General features: G+C 72.1%; 14 protein-coding genes. 9 read left to right on the top strand and 5 right to left on the bottom strand.

The window, feature by feature from the left end; genetic code table 11:
• Window positions 1-3: 3 nt before the first annotated feature.
• Window positions 4-1,722 carry a bifunctional 3'-5' exonuclease/DNA polymerase gene (locus OG251_RS17495; protein WP_326678064.1) on the bottom strand — a complete coding sequence of 573 codons (1,719 nt, stop codon included), beginning with the start codon at window positions 1,720-1,722 and terminating at the stop codon, window positions 4-6.
• An 87-nt stretch (window positions 1,723-1,809) separates the two neighbouring features.
• On the opposite strand from OG251_RS17495, the gene OG251_RS17490 reads away from it, so the two are divergent.
• The 3 genes from OG251_RS17490 to OG251_RS17480 all read left to right on the top strand — a co-directional run bounded on the left by OG251_RS17490 (window position 1,810) and on the right by OG251_RS17480 (window position 6,709).
• The gene (locus tag OG251_RS17490) at window positions 1,810-2,724 is read left to right on the top strand and encodes an NADP-dependent oxidoreductase (protein ID WP_326678063.1); all 915 of its coding nucleotides are present in this window, start codon (window positions 1,810-1,812) and stop codon (window positions 2,722-2,724) included.
• Between the two features lie 520 nt (window positions 2,725-3,244).
• The gene (locus OG251_RS17485) at window positions 3,245-4,426 is read left to right on the top strand and encodes a DUF2786 domain-containing protein (protein ID WP_326678062.1); all 1,182 of its coding nucleotides are present in this window, start codon (window positions 3,245-3,247) and stop codon (window positions 4,424-4,426) included.
• A gap of 36 nt (window positions 4,427-4,462) precedes the next feature.
• Window positions 4,463-6,709 (top strand): FUSC family protein, encoded by a 2,247-nt coding sequence (locus OG251_RS17480; protein ID WP_326678061.1) that lies wholly within the window; start codon window positions 4,463-4,465, stop codon window positions 6,707-6,709.
• A gap of 9 nt (window positions 6,710-6,718) precedes the next feature.
• Here OG251_RS17480 and OG251_RS17475 read toward each other — a convergent pair whose 3' ends face one another.
• Window positions 6,719-7,213, bottom strand: coding sequence for a hypothetical protein (locus OG251_RS17475; RefSeq protein ID WP_326678060.1), 495 nt, complete (start codon window positions 7,211-7,213; stop codon window positions 6,719-6,721).
• A gap of 251 nt (window positions 7,214-7,464) precedes the next feature.
• Between OG251_RS17475 and OG251_RS17470 the strand changes: the two genes are divergently transcribed.
• On the top strand, window positions 7,465-7,707 hold the full coding sequence (locus tag OG251_RS17470; protein WP_073719577.1) for a DUF397 domain-containing protein: 243 nt from the start codon (window positions 7,465-7,467) through the stop codon (window positions 7,705-7,707).
• Between the two features lie 118 nt (window positions 7,708-7,825).
• Here the strand turns inward: OG251_RS17470 and OG251_RS17465 are convergent, their stop codons facing one another.
• Window positions 7,826-8,368, bottom strand: coding sequence for an ATP-binding protein (locus OG251_RS17465; protein ID WP_326678059.1), 543 nt, complete (start codon window positions 8,366-8,368; stop codon window positions 7,826-7,828).
• Window positions 8,369-8,705: 337 nt separating this feature from the next.
• On the opposite strand from OG251_RS17465, the gene OG251_RS17460 reads away from it, so the two are divergent.
• The 5 genes from OG251_RS17460 (at window position 8,706) to OG251_RS17440 (ending at window position 13,821) form a co-directional block, all read left to right on the top strand.
• On the top strand, window positions 8,706-9,587 hold the full coding sequence (locus OG251_RS17460; protein WP_326678058.1) for a helix-turn-helix domain-containing protein: 882 nt from the start codon (window positions 8,706-8,708) through the stop codon (window positions 9,585-9,587).
• A gap of 58 nt (window positions 9,588-9,645) precedes the next feature.
• Window positions 9,646-11,103, top strand: a complete 1,458-nt coding sequence (locus OG251_RS17455) for an aldehyde dehydrogenase family protein (protein ID WP_326678057.1) — start codon at window positions 9,646-9,648, stop codon at window positions 11,101-11,103.
• Window positions 11,104-11,257: 154 nt separating this feature from the next.
• Window positions 11,258-11,899 carry a PadR family transcriptional regulator gene (locus OG251_RS17450; RefSeq protein WP_326678056.1) on the top strand — a complete coding sequence of 214 codons (642 nt, stop codon included), beginning with the start codon at window positions 11,258-11,260 and terminating at the stop codon, window positions 11,897-11,899.
• Between the two features lie 75 nt (window positions 11,900-11,974).
• On the top strand, window positions 11,975-12,925 hold the full coding sequence (locus OG251_RS17445) for an ATP-binding cassette domain-containing protein (RefSeq protein ID WP_326678055.1): 951 nt from the start codon (window positions 11,975-11,977) through the stop codon (window positions 12,923-12,925).
• 149 nt (window positions 12,926-13,074) lie between these two features.
• Window positions 13,075-13,821, top strand: a complete 747-nt coding sequence (locus OG251_RS17440; protein ID WP_326681299.1) for an ABC transporter permease — start codon at window positions 13,075-13,077, stop codon at window positions 13,819-13,821.
• An 88-nt stretch (window positions 13,822-13,909) separates the two neighbouring features.
• On the opposite strand, the gene OG251_RS17435 is transcribed toward OG251_RS17440, so the two are convergent.
• Together OG251_RS17435 and OG251_RS17430 are read right to left on the bottom strand one after the other, a co-directional pair.
• Window positions 13,910-15,337 (bottom strand): glutamate decarboxylase, encoded by a 1,428-nt coding sequence (locus tag OG251_RS17435; RefSeq protein ID WP_326678054.1) that lies wholly within the window; start codon window positions 15,335-15,337, stop codon window positions 13,910-13,912.
• A gap of 232 nt (window positions 15,338-15,569) precedes the next feature.
• Window positions 15,570-16,850: an ion channel protein gene (locus tag OG251_RS17430; protein ID WP_326678053.1), complete on the bottom strand. Its 1,281-nt coding sequence runs from the start codon at window positions 16,848-16,850 to the stop codon at window positions 15,570-15,572.
• Window positions 16,851-16,880 lie beyond the last annotated feature (30 nt).

The following is a 16,880-nucleotide window of genomic DNA, read 5'->3' as shown; positions in this document are numbered from 1 at the left end:
CGCTCACTTGGCGTCGGAATACCGCTCCACGACCGCTGTGGTGAACGGGAACCGGACCGGTGTCGTCCCGAAGGCGGTCCGCCCGGCCAGTTCCCCGGCCGCGCGGATCGCCTCGACGACCGTATCGGCCTCCTCGGCCGGACAGTGCACGATCACCTCGTCGTGCTGGAAGAACACCAGCTCCGCCCGGAGACCGGCCGTGGACAGCGTCCGCCGCAGGGCGGCCAGGAGCAGCAGGGCCCAGTCGGCGGCGCTGCCCTGCACCACGAAGTTACGGGTGAAGCGCCCGCGGGCACGGGAGTTGGAGGAGGCGTACCCGGGGATGAACTCGCCGTCGCGTTGCCCCGGACGTTCCCCGTCGGCCCCTTCGCCCTCCTCCTGGGGAATCCCGGCCTCGCCGTCCGCGTCGTCGTCCGCCCGGACGGCGGGCGGGCTGGTGCGGCCGAGCCACGTCCGTACGAGACGTCCCTCCTCACCGGCCTTCGCCGCGTCGTCGACATAGGCGACGGCGCGCGGGAAGCGCCGCCGCAGGGCCGCCAGATTCTTCAGGCCGTCACCGGACGTCTGGCCGTAGATCGCACCGAGCAGGGCGAGCTTGGCGTGCTCCCGGTCGCCGTGGAACGCCCGGTCGGACAGGGCCTTGTAGAGATCGCCGTCATGACCGGCCACCTCCATCAGACCCGGATCGCGGGAGATCGCGGCCAGCACCCGCGGCTCCATCTGATCGGCGTCGGCGACGACGAGGCGCCACCCGTCGTCGGCGACGACGGCCTGCCGGATCACCTTGGGGATCTGCAGCGCTCCGCCGCCATTGGTCGTCCAGCGCCCGCTGACCGTGCCGCCGGGCTGGTACTCCGGACGGAAACGGCCCTCGCGCACCCAGTCCTGGAGCCAGCTCCAGCCGTGCGCCGTCCAGATCCGGTACAGCTTCTTGTACGCGATGAGCGGCTCCACCGCCGGATGGTCCAGCTCCGCGAGCTCCCAGCGCCGGGTCGACTTCACCTTGATCCCGGCCCGGGCGAACGCCTTCACGACATCGGCGGGCAGATCGGGACGCACCCTCCTGCCGAACGCCGCCGACACCTCGTCCACCAGCTCGGCCAGTCTGCGGGGCTCGCCGCCGCCCGCGTACCGCTCGCCCAGCAGGTCGTTGAGCACGTCCCGGTGCACATCGGCCCGCCAGGGGAGGCCCGCCCGGTGCATCTCGGCGGCCACGAGCATCCCGGCCGACTCGGAGGCGGTCAGCAGCCGCATCCGCTCCGGGTGGGCGCCCGCGTCATGGCGCCGCACCTGATCGGCGTAGACCGCGAGGAGCCCTTCGAAGGGCACACCGGTCCCCGAGGGCGGCTCGAAGAGCGAGGACTGCGAGCCCGGTTCGGCGGAGCGGGGCGGTGGGTCGGGAGGTACCGGAAGACGGCTCAGACGGGCCCAGGCGGCGGCCGCGGACCGGGGCTCGCCCAGTCGCCCCTCGTGCCCGAGCAGCAGCAGCTCGGCGCACTCGATGTCGTAACACCGCTCGACCCGCACCCCGGCGGCGAGCAGCCGGGGATAGATCTCGCCGGTCGACCGCCACACCCAGCGCGCCACATCGGGCCGCGACCGGACCGCCTCGACGAGGTCGGGCTCGGCGAGGACGGGGCCGGCGGGCGTGCCGTCCCGCTCCAGCGGCACGAGAAGCGCACCGCCGCCCTCTGCCGTGGCCAGAGCCCAACGTTCGGTCATGGCTCCGAGTCTGGCAGCCGCCACTGACAGCGGCCCGGACCTCACCTCCGGGTCGCCGGAGGGGGGACCGGCCACGAGGATCGAGAAATGGAAGCGATCCTTTACGAAGAGTTCGGCGGCCCCGAGGTCCTGCACCTGGCGCAGGTGGACGAGGTGCGCCCCGGACCCGGCCAGGTACGGGTCAGGGTCCGGGCTGCCGGGGTCAACCCGATCGACTACAAGATCCGGCACGGCTGGATGGAGCCGGTCTTCCCCACGCCGCTGCCCGCGACGCCGGGCAGCGAGTTCGCCGGGGTAGTCGAGGAGACCGGTGAGGGCGTCACCGCGTTCGCGCCCGGCGACGAGGTCCTCGGCTGGAGTGCCACCGGCGCCTACGCCACCCACGCCCTGGCGGACGTCGGCTCCCTCGCCGCCAAACCGGAGGGCCTGGCCTGGGAGGAGGCCGCCGCGCTGCCCATCGCGACCGAGACCGCGTCCCGCGTACTGGACGAACTGGCGGTGGCCGAGGGCGACACCCTCCTGCTGCACGGCGCGGCCGGAGCGGTCGGCTCCGCCGCGGTCCAGCTGGCGACGGCCCGCGGCGCCACGGTCATCGGCACCGCGTCCCCGGCCAACCACGACTACCTGCGGGTCCTGGGCGCGGTCCCGGTGGCGTACGGGGACGGCCTGGTCGAACGGGTCCGCGAGCTGGCACCCCAGGGCGTGGACGCGGTGTTCGACGCCTCGGGCCGCGGCGCGCTGCCCGACTCCATCGAACTGCGCGGCGGCACGACGGACCGGATCGTCACCATCGCGGACGCCGACGCGCAGAAGCTGGGCATCACGTTCTCCGCGGGCGGCAACGGCCCCTCCCCGACCCGCCTGACCCGCAACGCCCGCCTCGCGGCCCTGGGCGAACTCCGTGTGCCGGTGGCCCGGACATTCCCCCTGGCCGACGCGAGAACAGCCCACGAACTGAGCGAAGCGGGCCACGTCCGAGGAAAACTGATCCTCCTCCCCTGAACCCCACCCCGAACCCGGGGCCGGCCAACCCCGGCCCGTCCGGTCAACCCGGCCATCCCCAGTCCGTCCGGCCACTCCCAGCCCCTCTGACCACTCCCCGCCCGTCCGGCCAACCCCGGCCCGCCAGGCCATCCCCAGCCCCTCCGGCCACGCCCAGCCCGCCCGGCGCTTGAGGGCATCCTTTCCCCGAGCGCGGGGCCCGGCGCCCCCACTCCCAGCCCTTCCGGCCACCCCCAGCCCCTCCGGCCATCCCCAGCCCGCCCGGCGCTTGAGGGCATCCTTTCCCCGAGCGCGGGGCCCGGCGCCCCCATCCCCAGCCCTTCCGGCCACCCCCAGCCCCTCCGGCGTTTGAGGAGCGGGGTCCGGGGCGGCGCCCCGGTTTCGGGAAGGGGCGGGTAGGGGACAAGCCCGCCGCAGGCGCCCCACCCGCCCCCGGCCGCGCCCCACCCGCACCCCACCCGCACCCCACCCACCCCCGGCCACACCGCCCCCGCGTTCCGCCCCCGCCTACCCTGACCGCATGGACCCGGTGATCGACCACGCATTCGCGGCAGCCCTCTACTCCGACGGCGACCCCGCCCTCGACACCGGCGCCTCCCTCCTCGCCGCCGCCCCCACCGCCGACGACGCCCTGCACCACCGTGGCGAGGAGTTCGTCCGCCGCGCCTGGGACCGCGGCTGGCACCCCGCCGACCTCGTCCGCTTCGTCCGGCGCGAGCTCGACGAGGGCCGTGCCGCCCTCGCCGCCACCCTGATCACGGCCGAGACCGCCCGCTACGCCGCCCTCCCGCCCCGCTGGGGGGCCCAGCTCGCCGATCTCCCCGCCCCCGTACCGCGCAACCGCCCCGACCGGTTCTCGTACGCCGCCGGCCTGCTGGAGCTGTACCGCGTACTGCTGCGGCTGCCCTCGATCGAGCCCGTCGGACCGCCGCCCGGCACGGTCACCGACCACCTGCATCTGCCGCCCGCCCACGACGAGCCCCGCATACTCACCCGTATCCGGGCCCTGCTGGCGAAGGCGGAGGCGACCGGTTTCCCGGAGGAGGCCGAGGCGCTGACCACCAAGGCGCAGGAGCTGATGGCCCGGCACAGCATCGACGAGGCGCTGCTCGCCGCCCGGAACCACAGCACACAGGCGCCCGGAGCCTGCCGGATCGGGGTCGATGCCCCGTACGAGACGGCGAAGGCGATCCTGCTCGACGCCGTGGCCTCCGCGAACCGCTGCCGGGCCGTGTGGAACAGCGACCTCGGCTTCTCCACGGTCGTCGGCTTCGAGCCCGACCTGGAGGCGGTGGAACTGCTCTTCACCTCGCTGCTGGTGCAGGGCACGGCCGCGATGACCGCGGCGGAGGCGGGCCAGCGCGCCGGCGGCCGTAAGCGGACCAAGACCTTCCGGCAGTCCTTCCTGATGGCGTACGCGCAGCGCCTCGGCAGCCGCCTCGCCGCCGACACCGAACGGGTCACCGCGGCGGCGGACGCCGGCCCCGCGGACGGCGACGGCACCGCGCCGGGCGCCCCCGGCGGCCTGCTGCCCGTCCTGGCCGCCCGGGACGTCGCGGTCACCGACACCGCGGAGCGGATGTTCCCGCGCACCACCACCACCCGGGTCCGGGGCGCCACGGACATGGCCGGGTGGACCCATGGCACGGCCGCCGCCGACCGCGCCCGGATGGGCAGACGCGAAGGCGAAATCGCCCCTTAAAGGGGACTTGTCCAAGATCCCGGCTAGGCTCGGGCCATGAGTTGGCTCCGGGCGCTGAAGGAGACCGCCCGCGCGGGCCTGACGATCGAGCGGCGCAGGCTGGAACCCCTCATCGCCCTCCGCGGCGCGGCCGGTCTCGCCCTCGTCGTCGGAGTCAGCCTCTCGCTGTTCGGGCCGGCGATCGCCGCCAGCTCCGCGTTCGGCGCGTTCCAGGCGGCCATCGCCACCTTCCAGCGCAGCTGGCGCCCGCGCCCCGTGCTCGCCCTGGTGTCCGGCGCCAGCCTCGCCGTGTCGACGTTCCTGGGCTATCTCACCGGCTCCCACACCGTCGTGTTCATGTGTCTGCTCGCCGTCTGGACGTTCGTCGCCGGGATGGCCTGGGCCGCGGGCCCGACGGGCGGCATCATCGCCGCGTCCAACGTCGCGATCATGCTGGTGACGGTCACCCTGCCCACCTCGGTCGTGGACGCCGCCGCGCACGCCGGGATGATCGCGGTCGGCGGGGTGGTCCAGGCGGCGTTGATCGTGCTGTTCCCGGTACGCCGATGGGGCGCCCAGCGCGACGCGCTCGCCGACGCGCTGGCCGCCGAGGCCGACTACGCCCGCAGGCTGCGCGACGACCCGGTCGCCCCGTTCGACCCGCTGCCCCTGATGACCGCCCGCAGCGCCGCCGCCGTCACCCCCCGCGAGGCCCGCCGCCGCCCCGCCGACCTGCACGGCGCCCGGGGCATCGCCGAGCGGCTGCGCCCCGTGCTGGCCTCACTGGCCGACCCCGCGCTGGGGGTGCCCGCGGAAGGGCTGGAACGGGTCTGGGTGCGCGAGCTGCTGGGCGCCGCCGGTTCCGTACTCGACGCGGCCGCCCGCGCGGTACGGAGCGGGGACCCCGTCCACCTCGCCCCGACCGACCTGGGAGTCCTGAGGACCCCCGACAACGAGGTGATCCTCGTCGGACCGGCCCGCCGCGCGGCCGACCGGCTCGACGCGCTGCTCGCCGACGTCATCGAGATCGCCGAGGGCACCGGCACCCGCGAACCGACGGACCGGGCCGATCACGCCGGACGGCACCGGCAGCCCGACCCGCGTCACCGGCCCGACCCGGCCCACGAGCCCGACCCGGCCCACGAGCCCGACCCGGATCACCCGGCCGCCCCCGTCCACCCGGCCGACCTCGCCCCCTCGGCCACGGACGGCCGGACCCGTCCCACTCTCCTGCGGCTGATTCCGGTGATCCTCAAGGCGATGCGCCGGGAACTGCACCACGGCTCCCCGATCCTGCGGCACGCGATCCGGGTCTCCGTGGTGGCCGCCGCCGGATTCCTCCTCGGCACCGCGCTGCCGTTCGGCCACGGCTACTGGGCGCCGATGGCCGCCGTCATGGTGATGCGGCCGGAGTTCTCGCAGACGTACTCGCGCTCCGTGGCCCGCTTCGGCGGCACCCTCGTCGGTGTCGGGGTCGCCACCGGCATCGTGCAGGCCGCGCACCCGGACGCGACGCTCTCCGCGATCCTCGCGGTGTTCTGCGCCTGGCTGATGTACCTGCTGATGGGCACCGGTTACGCGGTCGGCCAGGTCTGTGTCTCCGCCTACGTCGTCTTCCTGCTCGGGATGGCGGGTGACGAGCTGTCCCAGACCGTCACCGAACGCGTGGTGCTGACCCTCGTGGGCGGACTGCTCGCGATGATCTCGTACGCCCTCTACCCGGCCTGGGAGACCCCGCGGCTGCGCAACCGGCTGGCCGACTGGCTGATCTCGGACGGGCGGTACGCGGCCACGGTCATCGAGCAGTACGCCGATCCCACGGCCACGAGCCACGAGGACGTGCGGGCCGCCCTGCTCGCCACCCGGGAGGCGCGGGTCGCCTGGCAGGAGGCGCTGGCGACCGCCCAGCACGAACCCGTACGCCACCGGGGCATCTCCCGGGCGGCCGCCGCCGACGCCCAGCACGCGCTCTCCCAGCTCGGCCGGTCCGCCATGCTGCTGGAGGCCCATCTCCCGGCGGCCTCGTCCGCTTCCGTGCCCGGCGCGGCCGAACTGGCCGACGCACTGCGCCGGGCGACGGAGAGGGGCGCGAAGGCGGTACGGGAGAGAAGGGTCCCGGACTGGCAGCCGGTCGCCGAGGAGGTGGCGCGCTGGGACGTACCGGCCACCGCGGCCGACCCCGCCCCCGACCCCGTCGTGCGCAAGGGCGCGACGCTGCTCCTCGAAGCACTGGAGGAGTTCTCGCAGGCGTTGGACTACCGGGGCGGCAGCAGACGCGCGGACATCGCCCCGCGCGCCGACTGAGCCCGTCCGTCAGGGGGTGGGCATGCCCGGCAGCCCGGTCGGCAGCTTGCCCGGCTCGGTCTTGGCCAGGGTGTCCTTGGCCCCGCCCTCCCACGAGACGACGACGGTCTTGCCGTCATTGGACTCGATGGACCCCATGGTGCGGTCCTTCGTGCCGTCGGTGCACTTCAGCGCGAGCATCACCTCGCCCATGTCCTTCACCTCGCCCTGGCAGACGGCCTGGTCGGCGACGAGCGCGACCTTGCCGGAGGCGATGGAGAGGGCGACGGCCTTGCCGTCGGTCAGTCCCGCCCAGGTGCCCTCCAGCGCGGCGGCGTCCGTGCCGCCGGAGCCGGTGTCCTCACTGCCGCCGCCGGGCTTCTCGCTCTGCGCGGCACCCGAACCGGCACCCTTGCCCGGGTCGCTGTCACCGCCGCTGTCACTGTCACCGCCGCAGCCGGTCAGTGCGATCGTGGCGAGAAGACCGGCGGCGACGACGGCGCCGGTGCGTACGAACCTGTCCACGTAAAGTTCCCCCTTGCTGATTCATGGTCGAAAGACCGCGCCAAGCTACCAGGGCCCGCAGGATCAACTCCGTTAAGCGGGAGCGGAATAGGCGTGCCGTTCGTCTCTCTTCCGGGACGCGCGAAGGAGAAGAAAAGCTGTAATCAAAGGAACACCCCGCGTGCACGTGCATCTGCTCATGCATTGGCATATGAACACAGCTATGATCCGAGCTAGTTGACACTTGCACCTTGCAACTCGGGGAGCGTCCTGTGCACCACGTGTACAACGGCATGGCGGCCACAGAGCTTCGCGGAGTCGTCTGGCAGAAGAGCAGACACAGCAACTCCCAGGGGTCCTGCGTGGAGTTCGCGAAACTGCCCGGAGGGAATGTGGCGATGCGGAACTCGCGCCACCCCGACGGGCCCGCCCTGGTCTATACGCCGGCCGAGATCGAGGCGCTGCTGCTGGGCGTCAAGGACGGGGAGTTCGACCATCTGGCGTCCGGCGGCTGATACGTCCGCACGTCCGGGGCCGCCCGCGCGGACGGCGCGGCGGGCACGGCATCAGGGCATGCCGCGCCGCTGACCGCCGCTCCTGGCCGCCCCTGTCCGCCCCGTCGGTGACTGTGCGCTACTCCGCGTAACTGACCGCGGGTTCCTGCGGCTTCGCGTTGTCCGTCAGCTCGTTGTCCGCGAGCCGGAAGAGCGCCCAGACCACCTTGCCGTACAGCGCGCCGGACGGGCTCTCGCCCATCGGTGCGGGGGCGGGGTGCCAGCCCCAGCTGTCGCTGAAGGACTCCACCAGGAACAGGCCACGGCCCGACTCGGCGGAGTCCGCCGCCTCGCCCGCCACCGGGCTCGCCTGACTGGGGTCCCGTACGGCGCACACCAGACGCGAGGTCCAGCGCATCAAATGCAGCCGCACCGGCGGTTCCTGGGGGTCCCGGGGGGTGTCGGCGGGCAGCGCGTGGCGCAGCGCGTTGGTGACGAGTTCGGACACGACGAGTGCGACATCGTCGAAACGGTCGGTCAGTTCCCACTGGCTGAGCGTCGTTCTGGTGAACTTCCGTGCCCCGCTCACCGCCTCGTAGCAGGCGGGCAGCATGCAGGATGCCGATCCGGCGACCGCCGAGGGGTCGGTGGGGGGAAGCCCCTGCCGTAACGGCTCGAGCATCGTCGATCCATTCGTCCCCATACGAGGCACTCCCGGGATTCGCGGCTGTAGCGGCACTGCCTGTAGCGGTACTGCGGGGGGTACAGCGGCACAACACGAGCACGCAGGTGCGCGAGGACCATGGTTCCGAATGCGCAGGGCAGATGCAAGGGCAGATGCACGTGCACGCGCCGGACCTGCCCGATAGCGTGCCGGTTCTGCCGTATTTCTTCCGTCAGGTAGTTTCGGAGCTTTCAGGACGGCTTCTCATTTCCGTAATCGAATGAGTACGGGCTGAAGCGTTTTGGTGGCAGAATCCGGCACCGGGGTTCGGGGGGACCTCGGTGCCCGGTAAGCGATGGGGAGGGTCGGACCAGTGTCGGCAGGCGAGTCGAGTGGATCTGTGGTGCGGCGCATCCTGCTGGGCTCTCAGCTCAGACGCCTGCGTGAGTCGCGCGGCATCACCCGTGAGGCGGCCGGCTACTCCATCCGGGCCTCCGAATCGAAGATCAGCCGCATGGAGTTGGGACGGGTGAGCTTCAAGGCCAGGGACGTCGAGGACCTGCTCACGCTCTACGGTGTCGCGGACGAGGCGGAGCGTGACTCCCTTCTCGGTCTGGCCCGGGAGGCCAACGTGGCGGGGTGGTGGCACAGTTACGGAGACGTGCTGCCCGGCTGGTTCCAGACATATGTCGGTCTGGAGGGGGCGGCCTCGCTCATCCGTATCTATGAGGTCCAGTTCGTCCACGGTCTGCTGCAGACCGAGGCCTATGCCCATGCGGTCGTCTCCCGGGGCATGCGCGGCGCACCCGCCGCCGAGGTCGACCGGCGGGTCGCGCTGCGGCTGGAGCGCCAGAAAGCCCTCGTCTCCGAGCGCGCGCCGCGTTTCCACGCGGTGCTCGACGAGGCGGCGCTGCGCCGTCCGTACGGCGAACGCGAGGTGATGCGCGCACAATTGCGGCATCTGATCGAAATGTCGGAGCAGCCGAACATCACTCTTCAAGTGATGCCCTTCAGTTTTGGCGGGCATGCGGGCGAGAGCGGTTCCTTTACGATGCTGCGTTTTCCGGAATCCGATCTGTCGGACATTGTCTATTTGGAGCAGCTGACGAGCGCGCTCTATGTGGACAAGCCGGAGGAGGTCGCACAGTACGAAAAGGCCATGGTGCGGCTGCACGACGACAGTCCGGGACCGGAAGAGAGCCGGGATCTCCTTCGTGGACTCCTCCAACTGACATGATTTGTCAGTACGATGACGTCGCATCAGGAGTCTGCGAACGCCTGCAGTAAGGGATTGCATGTCCTACTTCCACGCCTTGGCCCACCAGTACATCGACGGCGAGTGGCTGACCGGAAGCGGCTCGTGGGACATCATCGATTTCAATCCCTACAACGGTGAGAAACTCGGTTCCATCACCGTCGCCACGGCGCTGGAGGTCGACCGGGCCTACCGCGCCGCCGAACGCGCCCAGCAGCAGTGGGCCGCCACCAATCCGTACGAGCGCCGAGCCGTCCTCGAACGCGCGCTGCGCATCACCGAGGAACGCACCGAGGAAATCGTCGAGGCGATCATCGACGAACTGGGCGGCACCCGGATCAGGGCGGAGTACGAGGTCCGCAGCGGCCGGGAATTCCTGAGCGAGGCGATCCGGCAGGCCCTGCGTCCCACCGGGCGGCTGCTGCCGTCGGTGACGGACGGCAAGGAGAACCGCCTCTACCGGCTGCCCATCGGGGTCATCGGTGTGATCAGCGCCTTCAACTTCCCTTTCCTGGTGACCATGAAGTCGGTCGCACCCGCGCTGGCGCTCGGCAACGCGGTCGTCGTGAAACCCCATCAGAACGCCCCGATCGTCGGCGGAGCGCTGATCGCCCGGATCTTCGAGGACGCCGGACTGCCGGCCGGGCTGCTCAATGTCGTGGTCACCGACAGCGCCGAGATAGGCGACGCGTTCATCACGCACCCCGTGCCCAAGGTGATCTCCTTCACCGGCTCCGACCGGACGGGCCGGCATGTGGCCGCCACCGCCGCCGGGCTCTTCAAGCGGACCATCCTGGAACTGAGCGGCAACAGCGCGCTGGTGGTGCTGGAGGACGCGGATGTGGAGTACGCCGTCCAGGCGGCCGTGTTCAGCCGCTTCCTGTACCAGGGGCAGGTCAGCATGGCCGCCAACCGCATCCTGGTGGACCGCCGGGTGGCAGCGGAGTTCACCGGGCGGTTCACCGCCGAGGTGGCGGCGCTCAAGGCCGGTGACCCGCGCGACCCGGAGACCCGGATCGGCCCGGTCATCAACACCTTCCAGGCCGACGCGCTGGCCGCGATGGTCGAGGAGGCGGTCGCGGGCGGGGCGACCGCGCTCGTACGGGGCCGTATCCGCGGCAATGTCGTGGAGCCGACCGTGCTGACCGGCCTCGCGGACGACTCGCCGCTGCTGGCGCAGGAGATCTTCGGCCCGGTGGCGCTGCTGATGACGTTCGACGGCGAGGAGGAGGCCGTACGGCTGGTCAACAGCAGCCCGTACGGACTGAGCGGCGCCGTGCACACCGCCGACGCCGAACGCGGGGTGCGGTTCGCGCAGCGCATCGTCAGCGGGATGTTCCACGTCAACGACTCCACCGTGCAGGACGACCCGCTGGTCGCCTTCGGCGGCGAGAAGATGTCCGGGACCGGGCGGCTGAACGGCGAGGCGGTGGTGGAGGCGTTCACCACGCAGAAGTGGATGTCGATCCAGCACGGGCGGACGGTCTTCCCGCTCTGACGCTTCCCCTCTTCGCGCCACCGCCCTTCGCGCCGCCCTCCTTATGCCTTCCTTCTGCCCCGACCTTGCCTGCCCCGCCTTTCTGTGCCCCGACGCGGGATACGCTGAGGGCTGTCCTGTAGTCAAAGTTGAATACGAAGGAAGGGCGGGTGGGATGTCCGCGATCCGGCTGCTCGTCCTCGGCGCCGTACGGCAGCACGGTCGCGCGCACGGCTACCAGGTCCGCAACGACCTGGAGTACTGGGGCGCGCACGAGTGGTCCAACGCCAAGCCGGGGTCGATCTATCACGCCCTGAAGCAGATGGCGAAGCAAGGGCTGCTGCTCGCGCACGAGACCGCTCCGTCCACGGCGGGCGGCCCGCCCCGCACGGAGTACGAGATCACCGACGAGGGCGTCCGGGAGTACCGCTCCCTGCTGCGCGCGGCCATCACCTCGTACGACCAGAAGATGGACGTGCTCTCGGCGGCCGTCGGCTTCATCGTCGACCTGGAGCGGGGCGAGGCGGTCGCGTTGCTCCAGGAGCGGATCGCGGCCATCGAGGCGTGGCGCGCCTCGGTCACGGAGTACTACACCCCCGCGGAAGGCCCCGAGTCGCTCGGGCACATCGGCGAGCTCATGAACCTGTGGGTGCACTCGGCGGACGCGGGGGCGGAGTGGACCCGGGGGCTGATCGAGCGGATCGAGGGCGGGGCGTACACCTTCTCGGGTGAGGGTGAACCGTTCGTCGGGGTCCTCGCGGAGGGCGAGGAGAACCCGTACGCGACAGGGGCCCCCGATCCGGGGGACGACCACTAATCAAGTTTGACGAATGACCCTCGGCCGGTTACCTTTGCCCATCTAGTCAAGTTTGACTAAAAGGGTGGAGGGATTTTGACCGACGCGATCGTCGTGGAAGGCGTACGCAAGCGGTACGGGGACAAGCACGCCCTGGACGGCCTGGACCTCACGGTCGGCAGGGGCACCGTGCACGGGGTGCTCGGCCCCAACGGGGCGGGCAAGACCACCGCCGTACGCATCATGTCGACGCTCCTGCGGCACGACGAGGGCCGCGTGGAGGTGGCGGGCCTCGACGTCCGCGAACGGGCCGGGGAGGTGCGGCGCAGGATCGGCCTGCTCGGGCAGCACGCGGCGGTGGACGAGGAGCTGGGCGGCCGGCAGAACCTGGAGATGTTCGGCCGGCTGTACCACCTGGGTGCGCGCCGGGCGGGCGCCCGAGCCGACGAACTCCTGGAGCGCTTCGGGCTGGCGGGCACCGGGCGCAAGGCCGTCAGGCAGTACAGCGGAGGCATGCGTCGACGGCTCGATCTGGCCGCCTCGCTGATCACCGACCCGGAGGTGCTGTTCCTGGACGAACCGACGACGGGCCTGGACCCGCGCGGCCGGGCCGAGGTGTGGGAGGCCGTCCGTTCCCTGGTCGGCGGCGGCACCACGGTCCTGCTGACCACGCAGTATCTGGAGGAGGCGGACCAGCTGGCCGACCGGATCTCGGTGATCGACCACGGCCGGGTGGCGGCGGAGGGAACCGCCGACGGACTGAAGGCGCTGGTCGGCGGCGACCGGATCGACGTGACCCTGCGCGACGCGTCCCGGCTGGGGGAGGCGGCGGTGCTCCTGGGCGGCACGGACCTGCGCGTCGACGAGGACCGGCGGCTGCTCAGCGCCCCGGCCCCGGACCGGATGGCGACGCTGACCCGGACCGTACGGGCACTGGAGGAGGCGGGCATCGAGGCGGAGGACATCGCGGTGCGCCGCCCGACCCTGGACGAGGTGTTCCTGTCCCTCACCGGCAGGAGCGCGGACCGCACGGAGGTGGCGGCATGAGCGCGGCGGCGATCAGCACGGCGGATTCGGCCGGCGGGCCGTCCTCGGGTACGGGCTCCTCGGCTACGGGCTCGTCCGGCGGGAAACCCCCGGGCGCGGGCCGGTCGGGTCTCGCCGGGCTCGGCTGGGCCCTGGCCGACTCATGGACGATGACCCGGCGCGAACTGGCGCACTGGGCGCGGCAGCCGGTCCAGGTGGTGGTGGGCCTGGTCTTCCCGGTGATGCTGCTCCTGATGTTCAACTACCTGGTCGGCGGCGGCCGGGGCGTCGAGGGCGACAACACCGAGTTCCTGGTGCCCGGCATGCTCGCCCTCACCATGGCCTTCGGCCTGGAGGCGACGATGCTCGCGGTCACCCAGGACCTGGGCAAGGGGGTCATCGACCGGTTCCGCTCGATGCCGATGGTCTCGGGTGCCGTGCTGGTCGGCCGGAGTGTCGCGGACATGCTCCAGTCGGTGGCGGCCCTGGCCGTGATGATCGGCGTCGGCTACGCGGTCGGCTGGCGCTGGCACAACGGACTCGGCGCGGCCCTGGGGGCGGTGGGGCTGCTGCTCCTGCTGAGGTTCGCGATGCTGTGGGTCGGGATCCAGCTGGCGATGGTGGCGGGCCGGCCGGAGATGGTGCAGGCGGTGCAGATCCTCGTCTGGCCGGTGGGCTTCCTCTCCAATGTCTTCGCGACGCCGGAGTCGATGCCGGGGTGGCTGGGCGCGGTGGTCGAGTGGAACCCCATGTCGGCGACGGCCACGGCGGTACGCGACCTGTTCGGCAATCCGGGCGGTGCGGCCGACTCCTGGGCGGCCAGCCACGCCGAACTCCTGGCGGTGCTCTGGCCGGTGGCACTGGTCGCGGTGTTCTTCCCGCTGGCGGTACGGAGGTTCAGCCGGCTGAACCGCTGATCGGCACCGCGTCCGGCGGCCGGGCACCGGAGCCCGGACGCCGGACGGGCGCCGGCCCCCCGCCCGGCCGGGCCGCCTGACGCGCTCCTCAGTGATGGAACGACGTGGGCACCGGCCGGTCATGGCTCAACGGGTGCCGCTGTGCACGCAGTTCCGGCAGCAGCACGCGCAGATCCTCCACCAGCAGCTCCCCCAGATCCGCCGAGAACCCGTTGCGGCAGACCACCCGCAGCACCGACAGATCCTGCCGGTTGGCGGGGAACGTGTACGCGGGCACCAGCCACCCGTGCTCCCGCAGCCGCCGCGACACGTCGAACACGTCGTACGCACCGACCTCCGGCGTCGTCGTGAAGGCGAACACCGGCAGCTCGTCCCCCCGGGTCAGGAGCTGGAAGTCCCCCAGGTCCTCGATCGCGCGGGCGAGGCCGCCCGCGACATCCCTCGACGCCTGCTGGACGGCCCGGTAGCCCTCCCGGCCCAGCCGCAGGAACGTGTAGTACTGCGCCACCACCTGCGCACCCGGCCGGGAGAAGTTCAGCGCGAAGGTCGGCATGTCGCCGCCCAGATAGTTGACCCGGAAGACCAGCTCCTCCGGCAGCTCGGCGGCCGAACGCCACAGCGCCCAGCCGACCCCGGGGTAGACGAGCCCGTACTTGTGCCCGGACGTGTTGATGGACGACACCCGGGGGAGCCGGAAGTCCCACACCACGTCCTCGTCCAGGAACGGCGCCACCATCGCCCCGGACGCCCCGTCCACATGGACCGGGATGTCGAGCCCCGTACGCTCCTGGAGGTCGTCCAGTGCCGCGCACAGCTCCGCGATCGGCTCGTAGGAGCCGTCGAACGTGGAGCCGAGGATGCCGACGACCCCGATGGTGTTCTCGTCGCACAGCTCCGCCGCGGCCTGCGGGTCCAGATGGAAGCGGCCGCCCTCCATCGGTACCTGCCGCGCCTCGACCTCCCAGAACGTGCAGAACTTCTCCCAGCAGACCTGCACATTGATGCCCATCACCAGATTGGGCCGCGCGGTGGCCGGGTAGCGGTCGGCGTTCCGGTTCGCCCAGCGCCGTTTCAGCGCCAGCCCGGCCAGCATGCACGCCTCGCTCGACCCGGTGGTCGAACACCCCACGGCCGCCGCCGGATCGGGGGCGTTCCACAGATCGGCGAGCATCGCCACACAGCGCCGTTCCAGCTCGGCGGTGCGCGGGTACTCGTCCTTGTCGATCATGTTCTTGTCCCGGCACTCACCCATCAGCACCCCGGCCTGGGGCTCCATCCAGGTGGTGACGAACGTGGCCAGGTTGAGACGGGAGTTGCCGTCGAGCATCAGCTCGTCATGGACGAGCCGGTACGCCGTCGAGGGCGGCAGCGGCCCGTCCGGCAGCCGGTGCCGGGGCGGCGCGGACTCCATCCCCGCCGCCGGGTCGGCCTCGCCGAAGAACGGGTTGAGGGCGAGCCTGCGCCGCTCCTCGGTGGGTTCGTCCTGGTGCGGATGGGCACCTCGGTGGAGCGCCATGGTGTCGCACCCTTCTCAGTTCTCGGCGGCGGGGCCGGACGTGATGGCCCGGCCGGACCCGTGGGCGGCGGCGTGGAGGGGCGTGGGCATGCGGAGACCTCCGTCGAACCGTCGGCGATGAAGCCAGACGTAACGTTACGAAGGCGACGATACGGACATCGCGCACAACCGGCGCGCCGGACACCGGGCCCGTCAGCACCCGCGAAGGGCGCCGTCTTCGTGGGGGCGCCCCTCACCGCAGCGGTGTGCCGTCCTCGTGCAGCTGCATCTGGGGCCGCCCGGTCACCAGCAGCCAGGCGGGCAGCGTGGCCACGCAGAGCAGCGGCAGTACGGCCATGTCGCTGACGAGCACCGCCGCCGTGAACAGGCTCAGCCAGCCCTGCCGGGTGATCGCGAGCAGGACGCCCAGCACCGCACAGGACACCGCGAGGGCGGGCGGCACCGCGTCGACCAGCGCATGGGCGCAGAATCCGAGCGCCACCCCCACGAAGACGGCCGGGAAGATGCGGCCGCCACGGAAGCCGCAGGTCGCCGCGATCACCAGGGCGGCCATCTTCACCACCGCCATCACCGCGAAACCCCCGGCCGACCACCCGTCCGGGTCCTCGGCGAGCTCCTTCACCTCTTCGAGCCCCTTGAAGAGGGTGAGGTGCCCGCCCAGCGCACCCAGCAGCCCCAGCACCAGCCCGCCCGCGGTCAGCGCGAGGACCGGATGCCTCAGGGCCCTGAACGCCCGGTGCGTCACGGGGAAGGCGTACACCGCCACCAGACCGAGCAGTGCTCCCGCCGAGGCGATCACCAGGGAGGCGAGCAGGTCGCCCCACCCCGGATGCGCGAAGTCCGGCAGCGACAGGTCGAAGCTCGGGTGGTCGATCAGCGTCATGGTCAGCGCCCCGGCCGCGCCCGCCGCGAGCGGGGCGAAGAGCTTGTCCCAGAGCGCTCCCGGGCCGGGGCGCGCGGCGAGGGTCTCGGAGAGGATCAGGGCCGCGGCGACCGGGGTGCCGAACAGGGCGCCGATGGTGCCGGCCGCGGCGAGCGCGACCCACAGCTCGGCCGGCGCTCCGGGCGCGGCGCGGCGGCCGAGCCAGAAGGCGAGCGCGATGTTGGCGGCGGTGATCGGGTTCTCCGGCCCCAGGCTCACCCCGCCCGCCAGGGCCAGCATGGTCACCAGGAGCAGTCCGGGGACGACGCCGGGCGTCATGGGGGCGTCGACCAGGCCGGTGGTGGCCGGGTCGGGCCCGCCGTGGCCGTGCACGGTGTGCACGACCAGGCCGACCGCGAGGCCGGTCGCGGTGAGCATCACGATCATCCACAGCGAGGAGTACCGGCCGACGCCGAGCGCGTCGGGAAGGGTCTCCCAGAGCACGTCCTGGAGCTGCTCCGCGAGGAGGCTGACGCCGAGCAGGACGAGCGCGGAGACCACGCCCACGACCAGCGCGGGCAGAACGACCGGCAGCAGCCGCCGGGCGGTGGTGGGCGCGGGGAGTGCGGGGGCGGCGGAATCGGGGGTCACCGGGTCACCATAACGGCGTATAAGCCTCAT

It is taken from the genome of Streptomyces sp. NBC_01237 (assembly GCF_035917275.1).
Taxonomy (GTDB): Bacteria; Actinomycetota; Actinomycetes; order Streptomycetales; family Streptomycetaceae; genus Streptomyces.
The sequence above is the reverse complement of the archived record's forward strand: the minus strand, read 5'-3'. Positions and strand labels throughout refer to the sequence as shown.